Raw genomic sequence first — 26,152 nt, forward strand, 5'->3', positions numbered from 1 at the left:
TTCACCTACCGGCGGCACGCTGGTTCCAAGCGGCAAGCGCATAGACGTGCCCTGCTGCGACATGTTTCACCTGAACGATGGCGCAGTCACGTCCGTCTACTTCTACAAAGCAGCGTCAATACTGCTTGAGCAGCTCGGTGTGCTGGGCAACCTTGAAGCGGCACTGAAGAACTAGGCAGGAGCGCCGCTGCATCCTGCGCTACCTAGCACTTAACAGCGGCGAGCCCTTTTAAACCTCCAGCACTCCCACCCATGTGCGGCCGTTCAGGCCCAAGCTTCTGCTTTACAGCTTCGCTCCGTCATTCATGTCTTCAGGTTGGCAAGGGCCGCCGTCGACTTGGCCGCCCCCCCAAAAGTCCGTCCGAGCGGTTCCGCCTTGCGAGTCGGGGCATACCCGGGAGATGTGACCGGCGTTTCAGGTCCCCAGCGCTAAACAGGTGAGGCTCCGCGGGGCAGCGACGACGGTACGGCACCGCACGATGAACGACCGTTCATCGGCGGTGCAAATTCGAGTATAGCTGCGGTGCGACCCGGAGGACTCGTGAGAGTCTTCTTTCAACTATGCGGCGGCGATCATAATATCCTGATCGCCGCCGCCCTTTTAAAGGAGGTCAATTCTCCGAGCAACGACGAAGAGGCAAGTTGCCCTTTTGATAGTAGGGCCCGGCCACACGCGCCGAGCTGACGCGCCCAAGCCGCCCCTGAGTTGCGCCACCACGACTGTCGCTATCACGCAGAACCACGGGCCGGGCTAGGCCAGGCTAGGCTAGCCTAGGCTAGGCTAGGCTGGCGCGCCGCCGTCGACGACATATAGCCATAGTCAAAACTGAGGCCTTCAGAGGAATAGGCCTTCGCTTCGGTGACGCTTTCCTAAAGCTCCGAGATTTCTGCCCGGGGGATTTTCGCTTCCAACGCGGTTCGCTCGTAAGTTTGATTCACTACCGTGCGACGCTCCCGCGCTAGCTCTCAAGCGGCCGCTTGCTCCTGCTTGGCGTGCGGGGGCCTAGGCAGCCGAATGAATGGCGACAAAGTCAGTTTGTGTTCCGAAACCATCAGTGCCAGCGTCTTCCGGAAAGAACCCGGGTAGCGCAGCCGCCGCTGTGGCGGCAAAGCCGGCACATGAAGCGCGATCATCTCACCACCACGTCCTCTGCTCACAGGCTCGCGCTAAATGCTTTCAGCGCGACAGACGCAGGCCTTATCCTGCTGTACGCAGTGTGCTTTGGAGTAGCGAATTGGGCAGCGCGGCCATGGGCGGGCGCGGGCTTTTTCTCGCTATGGTACCCCCCGGCTGGTCTACGCTTTGCGGTGCTTTGGAGCCGAGGCCCTAGACTCACGCCCTGGCTGGTGTTGACGGAAATCACCGTCGACATTGTAGTTGGCACCATCGCGCTGACTGACAGCTCAGCCCTTCAGGAGATCACCGGCGCAGCGCGGCCGGGGCTTAGCTACGGCGTCGCGATGGCTCTCGTGCGTCATCTCTCGCACGGTCGATCAGGGACACTTGGCCTGCCTCCCATGATCTTCGGCGTGGCCGCTATCGCTGCGCCGGCGCTAAATGCCATTCTGGTCATCCCTTTTGAAGCATGGTTGCCCGCTGAGGCAGAGCGATATCGTAGCGGTGTCGACGTGGCGATCTCGCTGACAGGCTTAGCTGTCGGCGATCTTCTGGGCATCCTTGTTCTGGCCCCGGCCCTGCTTTGGCTAAGCACCATCGCACGGCCAAAACCTTTCTCGTCCTGGCGACGGCCAAGCCTTCGACCCGTGCTGGAGGACGGCCTTGTCATGAGCGCCTGCTTGCTGCTCACCGTCGCCTTATGGCGCGCGGGGTTGAGTGCGCAAACGACTCCTAGTTTGCTCGCCGGTGCCTGGATCGGCTTGCGTCATGGCCGGACTGCAGCCTGGTTCGCGATCCTGTCCCAAGCGCTTGTCTTCCTGCCTTACTCTTCCGGCGCTCTTGATGATGGGACCCGCCTGGAGCTTCACTTGGGCATCGCCTCCGCCGTTCTGGTCACATGGCTTGCGGGGAGCTTTTCCGATGCTCAACAGACAGCGCAGGCCGCACTCGACCGCCGCAATCGCATGCTTTACCAGGCTGAACGGCTTAAGACTTTGCGCGCGATGTCGGTGGCAGTGATTCACGAAATCAGTCAACCGCTTAGTACGCTTGCGATCGAAGCCGCGCACTTGCGCTCCGTAACGGCGAGTTTGGGCGACGACATCGCCGAGAGCGCCGCGCTCGTAGATCGCAAGGCTCTCGCGCTCTCGGATATGATCCGGCGCCTCCGCCGATTTGGCGGGCGCGAAGCGGATGAGCCGTCCGCATTGCCGGTTGCCATGCTGATCCAGAGCGCTTGCCAGATCGTGCGCTTCGAAGTGCGGGGTCAGAGCACCAATGTGCACTGTGCGCCGATCCCGCCCGAGCTAGTCGTGCACGCACAAGAAATTGAATTAACCCAAGCACTCGTCAACTTACTGCGCAACGCGATCGCGGCAAGCCAAGGGCAAGTTGTTGCCCTGCTCGCTTACACTCATGAGGAGACTGTGCGGATCGAAGTGAACAACCCATTGGATCTGGCGGCAGCGGCACGCGAAGGTACCGGGATGGGCATCGGCCTGGCGATTGCGCGCACCATCGTGGAGGCACACGGTGGTCAGCTCCTGCGGGAGGACGAACCAGATGTCGTCCGCTTCGTGATCTCCTTGCCACTTCTTGCCGGACCTGCACTGCTTGATGGAGGACCGAGATGATTGATCCAGCGCCAGCTGTCGCGTCATCAGTCGCAGTACTCGACGACGATGCTGATCTTGCCGCGACCGTCTCTCGATTGCTGACTCGTCACGAGATTGCCGCGCTACCATTCACCGATCCGAAGGACCTGCTCAAGGCCTGGCCCAATCGTCAATTTGAATGTGTGGTGAGCGACATTCAGATGAGCGACATGGACGGGTTTGCCTTCGCCGATGCTCTGCGTGAGCGCGACCCCGCGGTGGCGCTCGTGTTCATGACTGCCTGGCCGACCACTACGCATGCCGTCGATGCCTTGCGGCGCCACGGCGGTTTGGACTATCTTGAGAAGCCGATCGACGAGGCGCGCCTGATCGCCGCTGTGAGTGATGGTGTCGCCTGGTCTGCGCGCCAGCGCCGGATCGCGGCCGTGACCACCGCATTCACCAAGCGTGAGCGCGAGGTGTTTGAGCTGCTGGTGCGCGGTCACTCCAACAAGGAGATCGCCGAGCGCCTCGTCATCTCTGCGCGGACGGTCGAGGACCACCGCGCTGCCATCACCGGCAAGACCCGCACGAACGGTCTTGCCCAGCTGATCGCGCTCAGCCGCGGCGATGTTCTCTGATTTGCGCCTGCCAACCCCGGATATTTCCCGGATGGATTATGGAAGCGGTTTAAGCGATCCGAACTGCGAGTTTGCAGCGAAAACACGACCTTCACGAGGCGACCCGGGGCTTCTTTGCAACGCAAAGAGCCTTCAACTTGACCGGCGGGAACTGCGAAGCTCCCGCCGGCTCTTTGGCCGAAGGCGGAAGCAGCGGGGCCAGCCACACGGAAGGTTCTTTTCAGCTACGGCACGAGCTCCGACCAGGTGATACGAAGCGAGCCTCTTGCCGGCAAGCGGGGCGCGGCGCCATTTCGACCCTCGTGGCTCTTTGTTTGGAGAGACCCCGGACCTTCTGGTTCCAGCAGGCGTACGGAGATCTTGCAGGCCGAACCCGGGAAATTGACGGATCGATCGAGGGGCACCTTGCGGATACTGCCAGCGAGCAATCGCTAGTGGCGGATGGGATGGGCGCTCATGGTTTAAACGCCCAGTACGAAGCAGCGTATGGACTTTTCGGAGCTGAGCGTCCGGGTTTACCACCGATCGGTGTCGGCTCGTCGGTATGCAGAACACGAGCGTTAAACCATTGACGACGGCAGTGTTTGTCATCTGGGCCGCCTTGCCTCTGCGCTCGTTAGTAACGCCAGCTGCCGCTAAAACCATCGGCGGTGATGAAGACGTGGCGCTCGCCCTCGGCATTGAACATGCGGCCGGCGAGTTAGATTAGGTCTTCATCGGTTTCGACAAGCCAAGCGCCCGCATCGGTCATCAACACGGGTCCGCGCTGTGCGAGTTGGAGAACGCCGGTTACGCGCAGGCGCCCGCTCGATCAAGCCGTCGTCATCACAGCGCCGGGGGACATGCGAGCTGTGCTGCTAGCGGTGCAGGAGCCAAGCAAAGGGATTGTCATGGCGGTCTATGTTCGTGCGGGCGCTATAGCGACCAAATTGAGAAGGCTGTGATCGACGCTGCGCTAGAGGTAGGTCAATGACCAACGTACCGGCATCCTCGATGGCGGCCCGCTCGGCTGAGCGCCTTTACCGCGCATCAGCGCCTCACAGATCATCGGTTGCCGTTTAAGACCGAGGCGATTGGAAGGACGCTACCCTTTGGTGATATCAGCGTCAGTCTAGGCGCGACGTTGCCGGTCCCTAATCGCATCGTGGCCGACCATCGCTCTTCTTCTTCAAATCTTTAGAAAACGACGAGCTTGTCGTGCCGATATAAGACAGAAGGCTGCAGCATCTCCGCTCCTTGCTGGAGCGGCTTGCATGCCTCCCCGGTCGGCCCCAACATCGAGATCAGAAACAGAAAGAGTCGGCATCTGCCATGCCTAGGACCGAGGTTGAGGAATGATCCAGACGAGACTTGAGATGGCTGCCAACCATGTCGCGGAAGCGCAGCGCGCGGTCGACGCGCACCGCAAGCGTATAGCCACTCTAAATCACGGCGGACGCGACTATGAAGAGGCTCATGACCTGTTACAGATCAACCTCTGCGCATTGGACATCGCCCGGCGCGACTACGAGCGGGCTGAGTCGGGCCGGTAGATTGAAGCTGAAGCGATATCGATGAGGCTACGTCGCGCTATCAGAGCGATGCCAACCCTCAACCATGGAATAGCCCCGCAGCGGACGCCAATGCGGCAGCACCGCAGATGGTCACCAACCATAGGCTGGCCGACGCAACCGCTATCACACCCAACTTGGTATTTGGTAAAACAGCCTTCATTATGTGCAACCCTCTAGCCGCTGATTTTCAGCGCGCGAATCACTTAAGCGCGAGAAGGTAGTTAATGCCCTTTTGGCGCGATCGTCTAGAGCAGTCTCTCGCTAAGGCCATGGGTATTTAGGCTGCGACGTCAGGCTGAGTGACCGAGCGCTGCAGATCCTACGAAGAAAATGGAAGCGCTGACCCGGCTATACGCAGACAGTTAGGGGAATCTGAACTCCTAGAATTACTGATAGCCTTGCCACCGCGTCGCTGTCATCGTCACCCAAAATTCTTTAGTTGCAAAGCGTTGTACGTCTTGCTGCCTGCCGTCCTACAACGTTCCCCTGCATGTAAACTCAATCCTATAGAACGCAGCAATCATGCTCTGCGACGGTCCGATGCCGTTGGCCACCTGCTGAAAACATCACATCGCATGTGATGAGGCGTATGCGGAACGTAATGCTTTCAGCGCCAAGCAAACGCTTTGGTGCCGGTCTGCGGCCCTTTGCTACCTCAGCTTTCTGCCCGCGCGGGATCACTACCGCGTAATCCATCGTTGAGCACCACGCATAGTCGCGCGGGCAGATTCGCGCATGATGCGCTGCCAGTAAGGCCCGGCATCTTCCCATCTGTCGAAGTCAATCTCATGATTGCGCGTGGTTTCCCCATGCGCGTAGCCAACTCCTCAGCCAAGGCCTTGCGGTCTTTGGTCGTGCAAAGGTCGCACCGAGCCTTATGCTTACCAGCTCAGCGTGAGTTGCCCAGTATCGGTTCGCGACCCCCGGTCGATCTGCTAAGCGATCGTGTGAACCCCTTCAGCAGCGGACGGCTCCGGTATCATTGCGTCAGGCATAATGATGCCTGATCGCGCCTAGCGGGCGGCTTGCCGAAGGCGAGCCGCACTCACCGCGCCTGTGTCAGTGGGGGCGGCACTTCCTCGCGAAACATACTCCAAGGCTTTAGTAGACGGAGCGTAGAACATGAACGCAAGTGAGCTTTGGTGAGGCAGGAGGACCAACGATGCCGGTGCTACTTGCCGCCGCCATCGCCGCAGTCGTTCAAGGCGGTCAGCCATTCGCCTGCACGCCAGCCGCGGTCTACGATGTTGACGCGCCACTCTGTTTCCCCAAGGCATCGCGGGTCCGCCCGGCCGGCATCGCAGCATGTGAAGGTTGTCACCTGCAAGACGAAGCAGCCATGTTCGAGCGTGAGGGCGGAGTGATCGTGCGGCGAGCTGGTCAAGCGGGTGGCGTGCGGAATGGACGCACGTCCGAGGCGCTTGTGCTGGTGCGAAGTCGGGTTTCGTGCTGTTGGTCCGAGAGTTACGATAAGGGGGCCAGTACAGCGGACTAGTTCGTTCCGCTTCGCCCCTGACGACATATCCCGCACCAAGCTGCGCAGCGGCTCCGCGATACGCAGGGAGCGGTACTGGTGTGAGCATGGATGCTAAACGCTCAACGCGCCGCTCCGCTGAGATGCAGCCGGTTACCTGTCGGTCGAAGGCGGCTTCTGCTAGGTGCAAGGAGAAGGTAGCGGTCCTGCGCTTCATGGCGCCGGCCCATTCCGGCAGCTTGGATGAGTAGTTGTGAAGGGCCACCTGTCTTTTGGGTGCGACAGCAGTGAGTCGCTTGTGGCCGGAGCTGCCGGCCCTGCATCAATTCTCGGTTCGGCGCGCACTCTCGTCGCGAGTCATTTTGGCGGATGCGATGCGGAGCAGCTTGCCATAGCCTGAGCTGTTCAGCTGGCCGGTTCCGAGAAGCTTTACAGCTCCACACTGCAGCGAGGTTTGTTACTGGTCAGCGCCGCTTTGGTGTCCATCATTGAAGGCTCGACCATCACGGAAGCGATCAGAACTTGAGGCAGGACGAACTTAGCGCCCCTGGCAGGAACTATCGTGCGCGCGTCGGAAACCGCCTGGAGCGGCACTTGTAGGAGCGTCAAGGACATACGACGTCGGCTTAAGCGTGAAGGCTACTCAGCTATCGAAGAAAACCTAAGCGGTACGTTGATGGCAAGCAGCCATTGCTGCGTTGGGAAGCGAGCTAGACGTAAGCGCGCCGGCAAAGGATATTGCATGCCTGTTTGCCGGTCCGAGCTAAAAGGTGGGTGATTACCAAACGAACTAAAATAGTGGGTTATGGTAGAAGATCGGTTGAATCACGACCTTCAAGCCGCAGAAAGCTAAATTTCGGCCACTGGCCCGCTCGTGGCAGTTCAAACCCATAGCCCTTGATTGGTCCGAGTTTAGCTAAGGCGCCTACTCTCCTGCGTACCATTCTCGAACACCAGGTCCGCTCTGCTAGGTAGCTTGTTTCACATAAACGCCGTAGGCTCATCTTCAGCCATCGTGGACCCCTGTCGAACGGTGGTCAGGGCCGGAGTGGGGGCCACCACCGCGTGCTCCGGCCCGCTAGTAGGCGGACCAAGGATATAGGTTAGGCTCAGCCACTAACGCAGCGGTGGCGGGTGAATGTTAGCGACTGAGCCGTCCCAGAGACTGGGTATCGATGGCCTAATGTGGCATGGTTAAAAGCAAGTTAATTGCTCGGTCCTCGTTGATCGGACACGTGAACCTCGCCAAAGGGAATAAGGTCCGGATTTTGCGGCCTAGCAGTACGGCCTGGCATCGGTTCAATCGCCAGGTCACGCAGTTATTTGGTTTGAAGTGCGAGCTTCTCAAGACTGGACGGGCCGCACACGCGCGTCTGCGGATATGCGACCTGTCCGGCACGAAGGTCAGATGCTTTCTGGTGTGCTTGTGCTGATCGGATCGTCGTAGGCGTATTCTTGACTGCGGGCTCGATAGCAGCCGTGAACCGCGCTGCTACTTAGAGCGCTGCCTGGTCGATACTCCTACGAACGCTGACCATACTGCCTCTGCTCTGCGCATTGTTTGACTCTGAGGTCTCTACCATGCAAACAAGCGACGCTCAGCAGGCGTTGTTTTGATGGCAACATTGCTGCACTTGCCGTTGTCTCGCAGGTCCCGCTGCTCACCAATCATTTCACTTCAAGTTCAAGTCAGGTTTCGCTTTCCGGACCCACAGCTAATGCCCATGTGTCGACGGCGCTCTGTTGGCACGAAGTTCTGAGCGCATGCGGGTGATGTTCGGCCCAGCCATGTGTCCGGCCTGTTATGCGTCGTGTCGTCGCCGCTGGCCACAATGCCCTTCGCGGACCGGATCTCTAGTCATTTGCTCGCTTGGAGGTGCGGAGGTGTCATAGGAGGTTCTGATCCGGCGGTCTCGACCGGCTTTCGTGAATAGCTCCTAGCCGTCCCCAGCCGCTGAGCTAGCCGGTCTGCCAGTCATTTTCATGCCGCGCTAGGCACTAGTTCACGATAAGCGTCGCCGCTGGTCACCAGCGCGGCCACTCAAGATCCTCCGAAAAGCACTTTCCTACACAAACCGATCTGGTTACAACTAGGTGGGTTCAGGAGTGTAGTCGATGATGAGTTTGATCCCCGCGTACCTGGTAGCGCTCTCTGCGCTGATCACGAGCGTTTCGGCACTGGTGTGGTCAGTTCGGCGCAAGCCGTAAACTGCATGCGAATGGGAGCATGGGCATTGACTCAGCCAGCGGGCTCGACGGCATTTGCATCTCAGTGTTTTCTGGAGCTCAATGGCACGATTTTACCTACGATGCGTAGGTGCTCATCTCATGGCTTGCACGTCGGGAGGGTGCAGAACCATGTCTATACCAGGCAGATCGCCACTCCGAGCTGGTCCAGGGCGTTTACTCCGGCCATTTGCTACAAAACCAAGTTTCTCGAGAACTCTTGCAGAGGCCACATTATCTTTGAAACATCCGGAGGTGATGCAAGCGAGCTGCAATGATTTAAAACCGTAATCTACTACCAAGCGAGCCGCTTCCGTGATTAACCCCCGACCCCAGTAATCTCTCGATAGCCAGTATCCGAGTTCCGCTACGTCTGATCCATTCCTGGGCATGAGGCTGACGGAGCCAATTAGCTTAGGAGAGCCTGATTCGTTGATTGCCCACACCCACTCGTTCGGTACGATGTGATCCAGGAAGAAGTGTGCATCCACGAGCGTGTAAGGATAGGGAACATGCGAGAGGCACTTGGCAACCTGCCAGTCATTGAGAATGTCTACAATTTCTCTAGTATCAAAGACTTGAGGGCGTCGGAGCACGACATTTTCAGACTGAATTGTCGGTCTGTGCTGTAATGAAGGGCCTGCGTACATAATCAGTCACCTAGCACGCATTGACCATCAATGGAATGCTGTCGCTCACGCGGTGCTTCGCTTTACGATTCAAGATGATGCGTTCGACACTTTATCCTGTTCGCCTTCAAGAACTCCCAGGTGAACCATTGACTGGCTACATAGCCAGAAGCGCCCTTGGTCGGCTGGACCGAGTTCGCGATGATTGATTTGGCTAGGCGACCATGATTGCGCTTTCGTCATTGTCGGCGGTACAGCAGCGATCGCGCCTCAAGGCGCAGCGCCATGACTATCGCATTGGCGAGTTCGCGCAAATGAGGTGCGCTGATTGGCAACCACGCGAGGCTCGCTGCTTTGCGTCCATCACCTCGCCAAGCTCGCCGAACAGGGCTGCCGCTTTTGCAACCTAACGTAGGCTTCCTCATTGACGGCATGCTGATGCGTTTCGCTTGGAGCGCTACTGATCATCACGAGTGAATGGTGAGAACGGCATGATTCGAGCGGGCGAGCCTTGCTAACGCTGATAGAAGGAGAGGGCCGGAACGCTGCCCGGCCCAATCTTCATCATCCAACGGGCACAAGCTCTATGGCCGCCGTGCTCGTCGCGCCTTGATTGTACCAAGCGTTGTTCTTTACTGCCTCGGCCTGCATCTTCCTGATCTCGCGTTCTGCACGCTGACCGGAGTTGGCGAATAGAACCCGCACGATGTATTGCTGCCCGTGTCCAAGTCGAGCAGGCAATGGGTGGAGAGTGGCTATTTTACTCACTGCGCGCATAGTCGCGCGATCAAGCCTTCGATCGCCAGACGTCTTGTAAAGCTGAACTGAGCTTGGCGCCCCGCTCTCACTACAGCCGAACTTCACCGCGACGATGCCGGTCGGCATGACTTCGGAGCGGCTGTCGACGGGATCTCGCATTTGACGACTAAGGTCTCTGAAAACGCGCTGAGACCAAGCTGCCAACGTTGGTGGGGCCGCGATGGCATCTACGGTGGCTTGCGCGTGGCCGGTGGCTGAGATTGGCGCAAAGACCAGCCCTGCCGCAGAAGCGGCAATCCCAAGATACTTTACCATGACTACCTTCTCCCCAGATTATCTAACTGCTCACATTCTGGTGCGACCGTTGATAACGCAGGATCTTTTATTATCTGTTGAGGCGACTCGACTCCGAAGTCGTCTTCTGCGCAGCAACTTCATACTCGTCTTGTCATGAGATATGGAGTCCTTAACAAGTAAACACCGCAAAAAGTGGAACTATCGGATTGAGTCCGATTTCAGAGAATCTTGGATCTCAATTTGACTGTCACTGCCCTTTTTCACGTCAAAGGCGTAACTTACAGGCATCCGCAGCAAGCTAGTGCCTGACCTTGGCCGCTTCTGTTCGCTGGGTAGAGGTAGGCGCAAGCGAGCGCGGCGGCGGCTTGTTCCTTATTATCGGCACGACGAAATCCTGTGAGATACTGCGCAATGGCTGGACGCTGCGGCGCAAGCCTTACTGGCGAGCGCATCGGTGCTGAATGCATCGCGTGGGTACGCGGAAAGTCAGCTGGCGATTGAGATCCTGCCGCTCTTGGAGCTTGGAGATCGAGGCAGGCGTTAGGAACGTTGTCTGTGACGAACTGCTTTTCGCGGGTTCGATTTGCGACCGGCTATCACGAACGGCACACGCTCGGCATCGGCATACATCCAGAGTACGGAACCTCCCGGGGTGCTTACGTTCGACCACCAAGAAGCCAACTCAGTATAGAGTGGCGTTCACTTTTCATCGGCTGAATGGGCCCATAGGCAAGGCGTCGGCTCGATGGATCAAGTGGTTGGCGTGGCATACTCCAACGCTCTGGCTTGCTAGTCCGAATAGGCGCTGAGGTCATATCAGATCTCCGCAATCAGGTGCCTGAACCGACTCAGGCCCTCTTTGTCATAATGCGCCTGGGCTCGATTGGTTCAAAGTAGGCCGCCGAGCGTGCTGATCTTCTTGACCGTATCGAAAACAAGGTCATTCTGGGGCAATTCAAGGGGATGCGTGCATGAGTGACTCGCGAGTTTGGAGCATCGATCGCGTGGCGGCGGCTGGGCTGCTGAATAGTCTTGGCATCGCTGGTACGCCGGAGGCTATCGAGGCTGCTGCGCGTCACTTTTCTAGTCATCGGTCTTGTGCTCAAGACTGGGCGGCCGAACGTGCCCGGTCGACTGCTATCGATGCGCTAGAAGCTGCGTCGGTGCAGCAATTTACGCGTAGAAGCAGTGATTGGGCCGAAGGCTTCCGTTGCGCCGAGGAAATCCTTATGGTCATGACCGCCAAGGAATTGGTTCCGGTCAACATGGCAGAGCCTCGTAGCACGGGTCAGGTGTTGCGCTCGATGGTCCGCGAGGCGCGGCGAGCGAACTAATCCACGCGAAGGCGCCTTCATCGCTATCCGGCGGCGGCGTTGGCCGATCCAAGCCACACCTACTCAGTCCTATCGTGGGTCGACCACGATCAGGAACGAGCAAGCCCCCCCCCCCCCGCAGAGATCCGCACCATAGTCATCTCAGATCTCGGCCGGCTTCACCCGTGATCCGCTGGGGCTCGTGATGTGGGCCTCTTCATCGGGCGGAGCGGTAGGCGCTTAGCAAAAGCGAGATGGATGTCGGAGTTTAGCAGTCTGTTGCGCGTCACGGAGCATCACACGCACGTTCGTGGAAGGATGGCCGAGGGATCGCGAGCCTTAGCCGAACGCGCGGAATGGCTACCTTTTCTGAGCCGGCGAGGTTAACCGATCCTGCTGAGAGCCGGGTTGACTTACTGCCGCCGGCAGAGCGAGACTGCTCTTGAGAGCGACCCGAGTCGCCGTGGAGAAGAGGGATGCATCACTGGATCAGCGCGGAGTACCGCAGCGATGAACCGTACTCCTCAGATTTGGCTGCACCTCTTGTGGCGGTACCGGCTTTGTTGATTTTCGTCGGTTTGTTCTGGTCCATCGGCCCCCTCTAAGAGGCATGGCAGCTCGGCTGGGTAAGTGTATCGTTCTCGTCACGACGCCCTCCATAAGCTTAATATCATTTGCGGACGTTCGCTGATACGCCGTGAGCGGTCATCGCGGCAGCGAGGGCATTCTTTGCTGCTAGCAGCTGCAGCACAAGCTGGTCGTCTACAGGGCGAAGTGGGACGATGAGCTGCGAGTGCTCGGGCCTGCGCGGTGAGGCGCTGGGATTGACCGGCAACCGCCTGAACTTGTGCTTAGAACAAATTTATAGACCAGAACGAAATGATCAGGACCAGCAATGCTGGCATTGCCAGACAAGCCGCCCTCAAATTGGAAAAGTTGGTATCATCGCAAGCACATCGGGCGTTCAACCAATCTCGCATCCTAACTCTCCACTCAAGGCGATTTACCGCTCTACCGGGCAAAGTGCAGGCTTCTGGCGGGCCTTGTGAAGATCAACGATCCAATCGGCTTGCTGGCCCGTGGAACTGTCGAGGTTGCCGAGCGGCTGTGTGACACTCTTGTTCATCAATAAGCGTTCCGTCACGCACCAAGCCCATCTGCCGGTGAAGAGCTCGACGTGGCGCTGCTGGTCAGGCGCAATGGTGCGGGCACACGGGCGGCGGCGGGGTGAATGTCGCGGCTAGCTGGCGATCTGTCGTGCGCCATCGTGGCGTGCTGGATGGGCGTTGCGGTGGGCATGATTTGGGCGAACGGATCGTTGCTAGCTTCGCGCTCAGCTTCGCGGCATCAAGGCCAAGCACTATCGAGGCATCGCAAACCTTGAAGACCGATGTAAGGTTCGCGCGGCCCAGTACAATCGATCAGTCAGCCGCACCTGTGCCACCTAGGTCGACTTGCCGCCGTGCATGTCTAACTACCTTTCTTCCTCATCGATGTGCAGCAGCTCATTGATGTCGCTGACTTTTCGTTCGCCTTGAAGAATCTCCTCCAAACGACGCCCGACTTCCTGCCGGTAGACTGAGCGGTTTACTCTTTTTGGGCAGTTTAAAGTGATATTGTGCGCGACCATGTCCCTGATCCGGGAGATGGCCGCATCGTCGATCACGCCGGCCGATTACAACTCTTTGCAGAGCTGCACAAAGCCCGCAGCGGTTGCCTGTGCCCTTAAGCCGATATTTATAAGATCAAAGTTCAGCTTCCTGTTGCTGTCTGCAATCGTCATCTTATGCTCTCTCGATCTTGTATGCCGCACGGCTGCGTGCCGGTAAGCGTCCTCTACATTTGCGATTGCACACCGGCCTTCGTCGGCGCTCAACACAACGTGCAAAGATTTACTCCACGACCATCACCATTGTGAGAGCGCGCGTGAGATGCGCAAGCGGCACAGGTACGCTGGTCAATACATCCTCTCACTCCGCACCCGCTGCTGACCCTGCTCCTCAACCCACCGCCGCCCGTTCAGCCTCCATGCGCGTTGTAGGAGCGCCAAAGGCAGCAAGCAGCACCGGTGTGAGGGTGCGAACGCATTAGTGAAGTCCCGCGCCAGCGGCTTCTGCACACAGCCTAGCTTGCGCCACTTCTCGCCCGACCACTGCTCGAGCAGGACTTCGTGCCAGTCGTTCGTACGCACTCCCTAGCCGGCCATATAGACCCAACCGCAGGCCAAGCTGATCACGCGATCTAGTCCGCTCCGCTGATGCCAACCAACATTGGGGACGGACACGGCGCTGATGAGCGTGGGTGCGTGCCTGACGCATTGCCGTCCGCGGCGTCACGGCCGGCGCCTAGTTCAGACAACGACACGGATGGCGAGGGCTTCCCGTGCCTGGGCAAGAGCTGCAAAAAAAAGGAAAGCTTCGCGGGGATGTGCGCATCTCGGTAACCAGACTGCCGACAAGTAGCTCCCGACGGGCATGCCGGCTGACCGATTATCTGAATATTTCGCTAGAGTGCGACGACCGTGTCCCAAGCTCCAGGCCGCCAAAAAGAAAGGGCCGACCCAGAAACCAGCCCTATTCTAAGTTGGGAGAGGATGCCTGAAAAGCGCGCCCCCTTTGCTGACTTACGAGTCATGCTGCAAGTACGAATATGATGAGGAATGCTAGATTTTTGCAACTGGTCGCATGATTGATGCCGTCTTAAGCGCTGAAACAGGCGCCGAGCTCGACGGTCAGCTCGGATCCTCCGGCGCGGCTCAAGTGGGCACGCGATGTTGCCCTTAGGCCGCGCGCTCGAAGCTTTGCGCGATCGCTAGCGCGTCAACAACGGCACCGAGCTTTGCCACGAGGCAGCGCCTGGGCTTTTCAGCCATCGTCTGTTCTTCGTGTAGTTGGTGGCGGCAAGATGAGGGGATGTTTGTTGTACGGTGCGCAGCGCCCTGCCCTCACCCACCGTCACCAACACGGCGGCCTCGGAAGCAGCGTGCGCGCCCGAACCGCTTCGGACAGAGGGGGTGAAACGGGACGCCTGCAACGCCCGTGATGATCTCGCGTCCCAATCAGGTATCTACCCCGCAGAGTGCCCTCATCAGAAACGCCGCGTGCCAAGGGCGATCGAAATTGAAACTTGGGGCCGGCGCTGGCCTCGCTGAAGTCGTTTCTTTGATGGGGCCTGATCCCGTCAAGCTCTCGCAGGACAGTGCGAGCATCGCAGCCGGCGCAGCATTGAACGGGGATCCCGCGCTCGTCAGCAGCAAGAACAGCTTCGGGAGTTGAGCCTGGCGCACCGGCAGCGGCACAGGACCATGTACCCGCCCACTTACCGCCGAGCGCACGTTCGTACTTGATGAGGTGCTGGATCGGGCATGTACGGTAATCGACATCGATCTATTATCTTGCCGCTCCCGTTACCGGCTTTCTCCTTCAATCCTATCCAAATGCCGGTGCTCACCGTTGCTCTGCCATGATTGCCAAATGATCAAACTCGCAATCTTCATCGCTGCTGCCCGGCGACAGAAGAAAGAGGCTCGCGTGTAACTTGGCCTATGAGCAAGACCAAGCTGGACACTGCTACACAGCGCGACATGCTCTCTTTCGTGTGTTCGCGTAAGATCAACTAAACTTCCCCATCAGCCTTCCTGCTGCACCTTGCTCAGCAGCAAGATTACGATTGTACTCCAGCGCCATGCGAGGCGATCTCAAGCGCAACGCGTCCATGATGCCGGCAACGCCTTCTCCGCTGGCGAACAAATCTTGGTTGAGCCCGACGCGCGTCGAATGAGCGCTGATCCCTCGAAGCAGTTGGGTAAGATCATCCGCCGTCAAGTCCGGCAGCGCCCCGCGCGCGAACGCCTCCTGGATCATCTTCCGATAAAGCGGTCCGATCGAACCGGGATGCAATGCGCGCTCGCCCACGTCGCACTCCACCCACGCAGATATGGCCGGCTCGATTATCGTCTTGCGTCTATTCTGCGGCGCGAGCCCCGAGACGCTTTGCGTCGGCAAACTTGTGGCGGCCCCTCGCGCCTTGAAGCGCCGCACTTTGACCCGGCGGAATATGGGTCCACTTTCGATCTGGGCGGCCACAAGCCACGCGCCGATCGCGCGCACCGAGCGCGGTGACAAAAACGCCGTGGCGCCCTCCCCTTCCAGGTCACCTTTGCTGCGCGAGACTCTCAACAGTCGCACCTCGGGGTCGATTGCCTCTACGATGTCCTCGACTGCGACGGCGACCAGCTCCGATGCCCTCAACCCAGTGTCGTAAGCCACGGACAGGAGCGCGCAATTGCGCAAACCCGGGAGGTCCTCGCCACAGCTCTTAAGCAGAGCACGAAGGTTGAGCCCACGAGCCATATCGCGGCTGACGTCGTTCACAGCGCCCTTGAAGCGCAACGGCCGCGCCTGCGCCTGCGCCGTGCCCTGCGAGTGCCGGACCGCCGCTAAGCGATGTTTCACCAAAGAAGCTGTGGTTGGGTCAGGCACGTCGAGCAAACGATGGAGCTTTGCAATTGACGCCTTATAGCGGCCGAGCGACGCGGGCTTGCCGCCCTGCTCGGCCCGCGCATCAAGGTAATCGGCGACGGTCACAGGCGACGCCGGGAGTGCGGTCCGATTATTGTCCCTACACCACTGGTCAAAGGCTTCGAGGTCGCACCTAAGGGCTCGAAGGCTGTGCGGCGAAGCGCCGGCTTGGAAGGCCGCGATTAGCTGCGGATCGAGGGTGATGCGCGTGCCCGCGTTCACCTTGGCGATTGCCCACAAAAGCTCTTCCACCCCGCAGACCTTCGGAACGTCATCACCGCAGGTGGCAAGCGGCCGGCCAGTCGAGTTTATCGTCTCCATGATTTCCGCCCACCTGCACCCGCAAGTGCCCTTCGTCAACTGCTATACGTGATATCTGCAATTATCACATGTGAGGTTCTGGGAACGTGCGTCGCTCTGGACTGCAGTACTGTCCTCAGATCATCATCGAAGCGTTATGCACGTGTTGCATTACTCTTCAACATCAAATGCACGAATAGCCGGGAGTTCTGTTGCCCAAGTTGGGAGCGGGTGCGACAGGGAGTGGTTTCGCGGCTGCGTTGCAAGGACAAGGCGCCGAGCTCGACAGACTTGATATTTTTGTGCGCGCCTGCGGGGTTAAAGTACTCGCCGGTCGTCCTCGGGCGCGTTTCGGCCAGTTCTTCTGCCTTGGTTCCATGATCGGCAAAGCGCCCGGCTCTCCCCGCTCGCTCGAGATCTTGGCGGACGTGCGAAAGCCGGCCTTTTTAATCCTCCGAGGTGCGCCTTGCGAAAACTTCCCCATATGATGAGGCTCACACCCCCCTGCCCTGCCCCCTGCCTGACAGCCTTCAGCGACGGGTCATCAAGCGGTATTTTCAGCAGCTATTGCGAACTGCAAGGCTTGGTCTGGAGCGCTTAGACATGTCGAAGAGCACCGCGTACGAGCTGTCGCCGCTCTTAGGAACGCGGACCGGCCAAGTCCGCTTGGCCGGCTCCAGGCCTTCATCATGCACGGCCCCATTATCAGCCGGCGGGTCGCAGCACGCGCATTCGGTTTGACGCCCTCTGAGCGCGGGCAAACAGGCAGGTCGCGCGGCGGGACTGGGTTTGTTGGCTGAATCAACCGGTCGACGGTCTCAGCGCTCCTCTATCACCATCAACTTCGCACATGCATTCGGGTTTCCACCCTTTACGCCACCCCTACAAGCCTTCCGACGGTCGAGGAGAGCATGGAGCCTTCCATGGCTTGGTTCGACAGGAAGATGGCAGACGTCGCCGCTATGCTCGCCAGCCTGGACCGCAGTGCATCGTGCGATGCGAGTTTCAACAACCCCGATGAGCGATGAGGCCATATATCGATGGCGTCATAGCCCCGCCCTAACGCCGCCTTCAGGTTAGAAGATCTGCGATCGCGTCGATAATTTCAGCCTTTGAGACTTTGGTCTTTAAGACTTTGATGGTCACCCCCCCTCCCCGCGCCTTAGTGTAGCGCAGGATGACCTCGCCGGTCGTGCCGATTACCTCCTTTTCGCCTGCACCTCTAACGGCAGGCTGAACGGTTGCCTTCACGAGTAACTTAGCGATTTCGGGCCCGGTTAACGGCGTTCCGCCTTTTGTCCGCGCTTCAACGATCCGCTCGGCCTCTGCCTCCATTTTTGCGAGAGCTCGAGGATCGCCAGCGAGTGGCTTTATGTCTCTGGCTACCCGAACGGTGATATCGTGCGTGTCGGAGAACGCTGCAACGATACTGTCGGGCAAACGTGCAACATCCAGCAGGCGGCTCAACCAGGATTTCGACAAATTCAGGTGCGTAGCCATCTGCGACTGAGAGCCGTCGTAGAATTCCCGCAAGGCGATAGTGTATTCTTTAGCTCTTTCCCAATCGGAAATGTCCTTGCGAGAGCGGTTTTCGACATCAGAGATCCGGAACGCCTCCTCGTCGGTGACGCTTTGGATGGTAACTAGATAGTCGAATTCTGGATGGTGGTGTTCGCGCAGCCATTTGACGGTCCACCACCTTCGGACGCCGGCGATGATTTCGTAGTCAAATTCGGGATCTCCCTTGATCCGACGAACGATGGCGGGGATGCGCTGCTTCTTCGCTGATAGAAATGAGTCGATCAGATCACGGCAGCTGGCCTCATCAAGGTGATCGAGGTCGCGATTGTGCATGCGCCAGGGACGGCACCTGTCTGGATCAACCCACTCGGTGCGATCCGCCACGGACTTGCCGGTGGCAATCCTCGCCAGCGTCTGACTGCGGCTAGCGATGATACCGTCTGCGGGGGTCGCATGATCCAGGTTGACTTCATCATCCAAGCCATCCGTAAACTGCGACCCAAAGCCCTGATTTCCTTTTGCCATAGCGCTGTCCTTCTAAATTTGCGCCCGATGTGAGTCGTTGCCTTCGGCAAGTTGCCACGTGGCAACGAGCGCTCGACTGCTTCGATCTCCCCGCGAACTTGGTCTGTCCCGCAGGCGCCGCAATTCTCTCCAATATCCAATCAAATCAAGCTGTTGACCAACGTTTGCCACGTGGCAACAATCCTCATATTGCCCCCCCTGCCCGGCTCGCCCAAGTCCGCAAAACGTCCTGTTCAATGTCGCGGCATACTTCGTTCAGATGCCTCATGCACCGGTTGTAGACCTCGTGCGACGTCACCGGCTTCTCGAGCTCGAACACCGTTTTCATACGCGAACTTGCATTGTCGATCTCAGCGCTAGTCACCATGACTGACTGGGTCATCGATCCGCCGAACACTTGCCGCATCATCGAGAGGACCTCGCGGTGCATCGACTTGCTCTCGTCCACGCGACTGCCGACCAGTCGTATGAAGTTGTATGCAGGTCGCCCTCTCCCAGCAAGCTGCTCGAGTTGCTTCATCGTTGTCCGGGTCATGTCGATGAATGAAACAGTGGAGGCGAAATCAACAAGGCTCGGCGGAACCGGGATCACCATAGAGTTAGCGGCTTGCAGCACGGCCATTGAAACCATACCGAGGGCCGGGGGGGGGTCCATGATGACGACGTCATAATCCTCTACCACCGAGTCAATCGCATCGGCGATCAGATCAATGATTTCCATGTTCTGGTTCTTCGCCATGTATCCTGCGATCTCATACTCGAGATTGTAGAGGCGTAGATTGGAGGGAATCAGATCAAGATTGTGGAAGTGTGTGTTACGAATAATCTTTCGGACACCTAGAAGCTCCGGATTGTGAAAATGTCCGTACAGTGTATCTTCTTCCTCCAGATCAACATCGGGTCGATAGCCGAACATCATTGTTGATGACGCTTGGCTGTCACAGTCTATAAAGAGAACCCGATAGCCTCTGATCGCAAAATGCTGCGCCAGATGGAGCGCGATCGTCGACTTGCCAACGCCACCCTTGAAGTTGCAAACGGAGATAATCGCTGGAGTGTCCGTTGGTTCGCGCCATGGCCGCGTCCCGAAGACGCCGCGCATATGATCGAGTTCTTCAAGCGAGTACTGTATACGGTGACCTGATCCAGTTCGGTCACGCGCCGGCAGTCGGCCGTCGCGCTCGGCTTCCCGGACAGCCGATGCAGTTCTGCCAACCAACGCTGCGGCCTTTGAAATAGGGAAGGTGGGGCCCTTCTTCTGTCCTGTTTCCGGATCCACAGCGCTGTCACGAATCCGCTTCAGAATAGTCAAAGCCTTGCGATGCAACACATCGAGACTGCCTTCCATAAGGTCGTCAGATAAAACTGAATTCGCGCCGGCTACCATCATTGTTCCCGTCTTGTGGGTTTGCAATGTCGTCATAGCTATGTTGGCGATTTCGAGCAACAAAGCGGCGTAAAGGTTGCAGATCGACCGATGATCTCCGAGCGGGTCGAGAGGACGATATCGCTGAAAGTTGAGGTAACCCTTGGTACACCGATGATCTCAGTGCTGTTTTCCTTCCACCATCTCGTCGACTTACCGTGGGGTATGATTAGGGGCTGTGGAAAACTGCCGATGATCTCGGTACCGAGCGATGATCGCAGTGCCGCAAAACGATGATCTTGGTGCAGCGCTACCGATGATCTCAGAGCACATACCTATATATATCACATTCCTGTAAATCCGATTCGCGAATCGTTTCGATTTAGTTTGATTTGCCACCGCAAACCGTACGTTGGAGGACAAACGGCACCGTCATCATCGGTCATTTTGCAACTTTTGCGCGTCCAAGCAGGCCCAAACTGCCAAGCAGCTTGATTTTGGCACTCAAAGCTGTTGAGACAACGCCATCGAAACCTCTGGCAGATTCGGGGGGAAGGGCAGGTCATGAGCGTGGATCAGCATAGACCGCTAGGACATCAATACGCACTCGCGTTGCTTGATGGAGGGGAAGCGAACGTCCGCAAGTTTGCTCAAACTGCCGGTAGCCAACTCACGCTTGACGCTTTCCTGAGAGTCCAAGACGAGGAACCAGTTCCGGCGTTCTTGCACTCAGCGCTTTGTGCGATGTCCCTACCAACGAAGCGACCCAAGGACGACACGCTTCCCATTGTCCGCGAGGATGGCAAGTACGCTTTAGCGATAAACCCTCGTCCCGTACTGCAGAACATCGATGGCAGATCGGTCATGCGCAGTTTGGGCGTCCCATACGGCGCCTACCCACGCGTCGCCTTGATTTACCTTCTGTCACAAGCGGTGATGAAGCGATCACGCGACGTTTATCTGGGACGCAACTTCACCGAGTGGATGCGCCGTTTGGGATATCAGACAATATCCTATGGGCCGCGTGGAACTGCCAATCTCATGCGAGAGCAGGTTGATCGGTTGCTTGCTTGTGAATGGCAGATTCGCTGGGATGGGACGGAAGCTGATGATAACGCCTTCGCGGTCAGAGACGTCAAAATATCAAACGAGTATGCTGGCTCACTGGACAAGAATGGGTCATTCGCGCGCGAGATCCGCATGTCCGAAGTATTCTACAGCCATTTAATTGAGCATGCTGTTCCACTTAACGAAATCGCTATTCGCGAGCTGAAAGGCACGCCGACAGCTCTCGATCTCTACACGTATCTTGCGTATCGACTGCCACGTATTGGTTCGGACAAGGGCCAAGTCATTTCCTGGGATCAGCTTGCGAAGCACTTGGGCAACGAGGCCGACACCAAGCGCTTTCGGCAGACTGTACGTGAGACCATGCAGCTCGTGTCAGCGGTTTACCCCAATGCAAATGTGGATCTGTCGGGGCGCAAAGTTGTCCTGCATCCATCGCCTGCGCCCCTCGAACGCAAGCTGGTGGGGCCGCATCTGCGGGCGATCGGTGCGTCAGCGGAAAAGGCACCGAGATCATCGGTCACGGACACACACAGGCCGGACACGCTGGCACCGGCTGAACCGCTGCTGGCCTTCCCGATCGGCTCACTCGAATACGGCGCCCGTGAGACTGCATTCCGACAAATCGGCCTTGCCAAAGGTCATCCTTGGTCAGTCGATAACATGGCAGATGCCTTCCGCCAGGGTTGTCCTGATTTTGAGCGCCGGCGCCCCGAAAAGGAGTGGTTGCGGATATGGGAAGCCTTCGTCACTAAATACGCGGCACGCCGTGCACAACGGTCAAGTGTCTGACCGATGATCTCCGAGCCGTCAGACGTTGCGTTGAGATCAAGAGGCAACATGCCTTTCGCGATGTCATCGCGACAAATTAGCTGATCGAGCCAGGCTCGGCCCTGAGAGTTCAGGGCATGCGGGCCCGTGCGATCGCTGAAGTTAGGGAAGAAGCTCAGGAGAACAGCCAGGAACATGGAGGTGCTTGCGCCTTGACTGAGCTGTCCGACACCATCGGATTGCTTGGGCTGGAAAGGTTCGTATCCCTCCGGTGGGTCTTGCTCTTACCCACAAGTGGCCGCGGGCGTGATTCCGCTCATCGCTCGCCCATTGCCTGCCTGGAATCGTTCATGATCCATTCTCCGGCACCTTCGGGCAGCGAGGTGCGGAGATGGAACAGAGCTGGGTGGAAACGGAAACGGTTCGATCGAATTTGGGCGATGCGCGGCTGAACCGCCGGCTCGGGGCAATGCTTGAAGCGCTTGGAGAGCGGCCTGGGCAGTCGTTGCCCACAGCCTTTCAGGACTGGTCGAATACGAAGGCGGCCTACCGCTTCTTTTCGAACGAGAATGTCAGCGAAGACAAGATCCTTGAGGGTCACTTCGCAGCCTCGGCCTTGCGCATCCAGGCAACTGAGGGTCCTATCCTGATCCTTCAAGATACCACCGAATTCAACTTCAAGCGCGCGGACCCAGACAAGATCGGGTTCACGAATGTCTCGACTGGACGCAAGTTGAAGGATGGCCGGTTTCAAAAGTTCACGATCTGCGGTTTATTGATGCATGCCAGCCTGGCGATCACACCAGAGGGACTGCCATTGGGCCGGACGGCGGCGAAGTTCTGGTCGCGTTCCAAGTTCAAGGGAACGGCGGCGCTCAAGCGCAGGATCAATCCGACCCGAATTCCTATTGATCAGAAAGAGAGTATCCGTTGGCTCGACAATTTGCGCCTGTCCACCAAACTGGCTGGAGCACCGGAGCGATGCGTGCACATCGGCGATCGGGAAAGCGACATCTACGAACTTTATTGTCTGGCGGAGGAGCTCGGAACCAACATCCTAGTGCGCAGCTGCGTCGACCGTCTGGCTCAAGAGGGCAGGACGACCATCGCCCAAGTGATGGAAGGCACATCGCCCAGCGGCACGCATGAAATCCAGTTCCGCGATGGACAAGGCAAGCAACACCGCGCTGTGCTGTCCATCCAGCATGCGACAATGACAGTTCGTCCTCCAATCGGGAAACAAAAGAAGTACAGACATCAAGATCTTCAGATCATTCATGCCGAAGAGATCGATCCGCCAGAAGGTCGCGCACCGATCTATTGGAAGCTCATCACCAATCTGCCGGTCACAAGCCATGCGGATGCCGTGCATAAGCTTGAATGGTATGCCCTGCGGTGGAAGATCGAGACATTCTTCCGAACCCTGAAAACCGAGTGCCGCATCGAGGAACTTCGCCTGACCACCGTCAACCGTCTGGCGAATTGCATCGCATTGTGCTGCGTCGTTGCTTGGCGAGTGTCATGGCTGACGATACTGGCTCGTGAGGCACCCAAGGCCACGCCTGCTGCCGTTTTCACCGAAGCGGAACGCAATCTGCTGGACAGCTCGACGCCAAAGTCGAACCACGCGCCCTGCCGCGATCTGGCCTTCTATGTCAGAGCCGTCGCAAAGCTTGGCGGCTATCTTGACCGTGCATCCGATCCCCCACCCGGAACCACCGTGATATGGAGAGGCATGTCGCGCCTCGCCGATCTCGTCGAGGGCCCCCGCATCTCACGCCCCCATTAGGCACTTTTGGGAAAGAGCAAGCCGGTGAGTGCCGCCTTGGCTGAGCGGCGTGATTGCAGAGGACGTCCTATAGGACGCGCTTAAGGGCGTGCTTTAGGACGTCGCATGACGCAGATGACGATAATGGCGGGGCCGGAGAGGCGTCGTCGCTGGAGCGCTGATGAGCGCCTCCGGATTTTAGCAGAGGCCTTCGGGCCTGTTGGGAGCGTCGCGCAGGTGTCGCGGCGGTACGATGTTTCTCGCGGGTTGATCTACCACTGGCGACAAGAGGCGCGGCGGCTATCGAGCCAAGGCTTCGTGCCGGCGGTCGTGACAGAGGAGGTGGTGGCTGGGTCTGCTGCACCCGAGTCTGATCGGCCGGAAACGGCAGCGATCGTCGTCAATCTATCGGACGGCCGTTGTGTTCGCATCTCGTCGACAGCGTCACCAGCGCTGATCACCGCAGTCCTCAAGGCTCTGCGGTGATCCCGTCGCGTGCAAGAGTATGGATTGCAATGGGCCACACCGACATGCGCAGGGGCATGCCCGGATTGGCGCTGCTGGTGCAGCAATGCCTGGGGGCGCGACCACATGGCGGAGATCTGTTCGTGTTCCGCGGCCGGAGCGGCTCGCTGGTCAAGATGATCTGGCACGATGGATCGGCATGTCGCTCTACGCCAAGCGCCTGGAGCGTGGGCGCTTCGTGTGGCCTTCTGCCAAGGATGGCGTCGTAGCGTTGACCAGCTCTCAGCTGGCCTGTCTGCTGGACGGGATCGACTGGCGTAACCCACAGCACACCTGGCGGCCGACAAGCGCCGGCTAGGCGCGCACAATGTTAGCGCACAGGCGCACTTCGCGCTTCAAATCCTCGGTATTCTGTGATTCCTTGTGGTCATGCAAGCCGCCGGCTCACCCCCTGCAGATCAGGTCGAGGCTCTCCGGGCTGAGCTGGCCGGAGCAAAGGCAGAGGCCGCGAGGGTCAAGGCGATCAACGCCGATCTTGAGGCCCGCAATGCGCTCCTCGAGCTGCAAAACGAAAAGATGCGGCGTGCCCTGTATGGCCAACGGTCCGAGCGAGCACGCCAGCTGATCGATCAGTTGGAGCTAGGCTTCGAGGAGCTGGAGGCATCGGCCAGCGAGGACGAGGCGCTTGCGAGCCTCGCCGCTGTCGGCACGCGTGTCGCTCCGTTCACGCGCAAACGACCAGCGCGCAAACCCTTGCCTGAGCATCTCCCACGCGAGCGCATCGTTATTCCGGCGCCGTGCTCGTGCCCGGCATGCGGTAGTGACCGGCTCTCGAAACTAGGCGAGGACGTCACTGAGACGCTGGAGGTGATCCCGCGCCAGTGGAAGGTCGTTCAGACCGTCAGGGAGAGATTCTCCTGCCGGGAGTGCGAGAGGATCACACAGCCGCCCGCGCCCTTCCATGTGACGCCGCGTGGACTGTTCGGCCCCAGCTTCCTGGCGATGGTCCTGTTCGAGAAATTCGGCGCGCACCAGCCCCTCAACCGTCAGCGGGATAGATATGCTCGCGAGGGTGTCGAGCTCAGCCTGACGACGCTGGCCGACCAGGTCGGTGCGTGCACCGCGGCACTGATGCCGCTCTACCGCCTGATCGAGGCGCATACCCTGGCAGGTGAGCGGCTTCACGGCGACGATACGACCATTCCGGTGCTGGCAGGTGGCAAGACAGACACGGCTCGATTGTGGACCTACGTGCGCGACGATCGGCCATTCGGTGGCAGAGCACCGCCGGCAGCGATCTACCACTACTCCCGCGATCGGCGTGGCGAGCATCCGCTCGCTCACTTGCAGGGCTGGTCCGGCATCCTCCAGGCAGATGCCTACGCCGGCTATAACGGACTGTTCCGGCAGGATCGCCAGCCTCAGCCATCGAAGCGGGCCTTGTGCTGGGCGCACGCACGGCGCCACTTCTTCGAGTTGGCCGATGCCGAAGCTCAAGAAGCGCCGCAAGGGCTCGCCGGTGATTCCACCACTCGCTGTCGAGGCCGTGCGGCGCATCGATGCCGTGTTCGCATTCGAGCGCACCATCACCGGCCAGAGCGCTGAGCAGCGGCAGATCGCCCGCGAGCAGCATGTCACGCCTTTGCTCGACGATCTGCGCTCTTGGATGATCGAGCAGCGCTCGAGCCTTTCACGCTCGTCCGCGGTCGCCAAAGCTATGGACTACATGCTCAAGGACTGGGCCGCGTTCGCCGCTTTCCTCGACGATGGCCGGATCTGCCTGACCAACAATTGCGCCGAGCGCGCGATGCGCGGCATCGCCATCGGGCGCAAAGCTTGGCTCTTTGCCGGTTCCGACCGTGGCGGTCAGCGTGCTGCCTTCATGTTCAGCCTCGTTAACACTGCCAAGCTCAACGACGTAGATCCGCAAGCTTGGCTCGCCGACGTGCTCACCCGCATCGCCGACATCCCGCAGCAGCGCTTAGACGAGCTGCTGCCCTGGAACTGGCAGGCTCCTACCATCCAGCTGCCGGTCGCCGCGTAATCCTGCCTTAGCGCGTTCGGCTAGCACCTATCGCATGCCCGCCGCGGTACTCGCCGGATGCTTACAAAGGTTCTAGAGCGGTTTCCACACGAACTGAATCGCTGGGGATCCCCTTGCCCGTGCTGATGTGATTCACGCTTTCTGCTGGTTGGAGGAGGCCAGCATGGATGGCGCGTACGCTTTCACAGGACCTTCGGGAT

The 26,152-nt window shown here is 58.8% G+C and carries 15 protein-coding genes and 1 pseudogene; 10 read left to right on the top strand and 6 right to left on the bottom strand.

Annotation, left to right across the window (positions count from 1 at the left end):
- The first annotated feature begins 1,347 nt into the window (after nucleotides 1–1,347).
- The 4 genes from GV044_RS15770 to GV044_RS15780 all read left to right on the top strand — a co-directional run bounded on the left by GV044_RS15770 (nucleotide 1,348) and on the right by GV044_RS15780 (nucleotide 4,885).
- Complete coding sequence (locus tag GV044_RS15770) at nucleotides 1,348–2,751, top strand: sensor histidine kinase (protein ID WP_236555025.1); 1,404 nt, start codon at nucleotides 1,348–1,350, stop codon at nucleotides 2,749–2,751.
- Nucleotides 2,748–3,353, top strand: a complete 606-nt coding sequence (locus tag GV044_RS22650) for a response regulator transcription factor (protein WP_159872626.1) — start codon at nucleotides 2,748–2,750, stop codon at nucleotides 3,351–3,353. Before GV044_RS15770 ends, GV044_RS22650 begins: the two co-directional genes overlap by 4 nt.
- 580 nt (nucleotides 3,354–3,933) lie before the next feature.
- Nucleotides 3,934–4,062, top strand: coding sequence for a hypothetical protein (locus tag GV044_RS22585; RefSeq protein ID WP_256377287.1), 129 nt, complete (start codon nucleotides 3,934–3,936; stop codon nucleotides 4,060–4,062).
- A 646-nt stretch (nucleotides 4,063–4,708) separates the two neighbouring features.
- Nucleotides 4,709–4,885, top strand: a complete 177-nt coding sequence (locus tag GV044_RS15780) for a hypothetical protein (protein ID WP_159872628.1) — start codon at nucleotides 4,709–4,711, stop codon at nucleotides 4,883–4,885.
- A gap of 3,816 nt (nucleotides 4,886–8,701) precedes the next feature.
- Here the strand turns inward: GV044_RS15780 and GV044_RS15785 are convergent.
- Both GV044_RS15785 and GV044_RS15790 read right to left on the bottom strand, forming a co-directional pair.
- The gene (locus GV044_RS15785; protein WP_159872630.1) at nucleotides 8,702–9,256 is read right to left on the bottom strand and encodes a GNAT family N-acetyltransferase; all 555 of its coding nucleotides are present in this window, start codon (nucleotides 9,254–9,256) and stop codon (nucleotides 8,702–8,704) included.
- 543 nt (nucleotides 9,257–9,799) lie between these two features.
- Nucleotides 9,800–10,309: an energy transducer TonB gene (locus GV044_RS15790; protein WP_159872632.1), complete on the bottom strand. Its 510-nt coding sequence runs from the start codon at nucleotides 10,307–10,309 to the stop codon at nucleotides 9,800–9,802.
- A 953-nt stretch (nucleotides 10,310–11,262) separates the two neighbouring features.
- On the opposite strand from GV044_RS15790, the gene GV044_RS15795 reads away from it, so the two are divergent.
- Nucleotides 11,263–11,625: a hypothetical protein gene (locus GV044_RS15795; RefSeq protein WP_159872634.1), complete on the top strand. Its 363-nt coding sequence runs from the start codon at nucleotides 11,263–11,265 to the stop codon at nucleotides 11,623–11,625.
- A 1,453-nt stretch (nucleotides 11,626–13,078) separates the two neighbouring features.
- Here GV044_RS15795 and GV044_RS15800 read toward each other — a convergent pair.
- The 4 genes from GV044_RS15800 to GV044_RS15815 all read right to left on the bottom strand — a co-directional run bounded on the left by GV044_RS15800 (nucleotide 13,079) and on the right by GV044_RS15815 (nucleotide 19,857).
- On the bottom strand, nucleotides 13,079–13,270 hold the full coding sequence (locus GV044_RS15800; RefSeq protein WP_159872636.1) for a hypothetical protein: 192 nt from the start codon (nucleotides 13,268–13,270) through the stop codon (nucleotides 13,079–13,081).
- A 1,945-nt stretch (nucleotides 13,271–15,215) separates the two neighbouring features.
- Nucleotides 15,216–16,445 (bottom strand): site-specific integrase, encoded by a 1,230-nt coding sequence (locus tag GV044_RS15805; RefSeq protein WP_159872638.1) that lies wholly within the window; start codon nucleotides 16,443–16,445, stop codon nucleotides 15,216–15,218.
- Between the two features lie 1,050 nt (nucleotides 16,446–17,495).
- A complete protein-coding gene (locus GV044_RS15810) occupies nucleotides 17,496–18,470 on the bottom strand; it encodes a ParB/RepB/Spo0J family partition protein (protein WP_159872640.1) in 975 nt (324 codons plus the stop codon).
- 184 nt (nucleotides 18,471–18,654) lie between these two features.
- Complete coding sequence (locus GV044_RS15815) at nucleotides 18,655–19,857, bottom strand: AAA family ATPase (RefSeq protein ID WP_371741637.1); 1,203 nt, start codon at nucleotides 19,855–19,857, stop codon at nucleotides 18,655–18,657.
- Nucleotides 19,858–20,400: 543 nt separating this feature from the next.
- On the opposite strand from GV044_RS15815, the gene GV044_RS15820 reads away from it, so the two are divergent.
- The 5 genes and pseudogenes from GV044_RS15820 (at nucleotide 20,401) to GV044_RS15840 (ending at nucleotide 25,952) form a co-directional block, all read left to right on the top strand.
- The gene (locus GV044_RS15820) at nucleotides 20,401–21,696 is read left to right on the top strand and encodes a replication protein RepA (RefSeq protein ID WP_159872642.1); all 1,296 of its coding nucleotides are present in this window, start codon (nucleotides 20,401–20,403) and stop codon (nucleotides 21,694–21,696) included.
- Nucleotides 21,697–22,066: 370 nt separating this feature from the next.
- Nucleotides 22,067–23,464, top strand: coding sequence for an IS4 family transposase (locus tag GV044_RS15825; RefSeq protein WP_159872644.1), 1,398 nt, complete (start codon nucleotides 22,067–22,069; stop codon nucleotides 23,462–23,464).
- Between the two features lie 105 nt (nucleotides 23,465–23,569).
- Nucleotides 23,570–23,929, top strand: a complete 360-nt coding sequence (locus GV044_RS15830) for a transposase (RefSeq protein ID WP_159872646.1) — start codon at nucleotides 23,570–23,572, stop codon at nucleotides 23,927–23,929.
- A gap of 29 nt (nucleotides 23,930–23,958) precedes the next feature.
- A pseudogene (tnpB, locus tag GV044_RS15835) lies at nucleotides 23,959–24,266 on the top strand (IS66 family insertion sequence element accessory protein TnpB).
- Nucleotides 24,267–24,337: 71 nt separating this feature from the next.
- Nucleotides 24,338–25,952 (top strand): IS66 family transposase gene (locus GV044_RS15840; RefSeq protein ID WP_371741636.1). Its coding sequence is split into 2 segments (ribosomal slippage): nucleotides 24,338–25,402 and nucleotides 25,404–25,952, totalling 1,614 coding nucleotides; the frame shifts between segments, so codons are not numbered across the junction.
- Nucleotides 25,953–26,152 lie beyond the last annotated feature (200 nt).

The sequence above is a fragment of the Novosphingobium sp. 9U genome (assembly GCF_902506425.1).
Taxonomy (GTDB): domain Bacteria; phylum Pseudomonadota; class Alphaproteobacteria; order Sphingomonadales; family Sphingomonadaceae; genus Novosphingobium.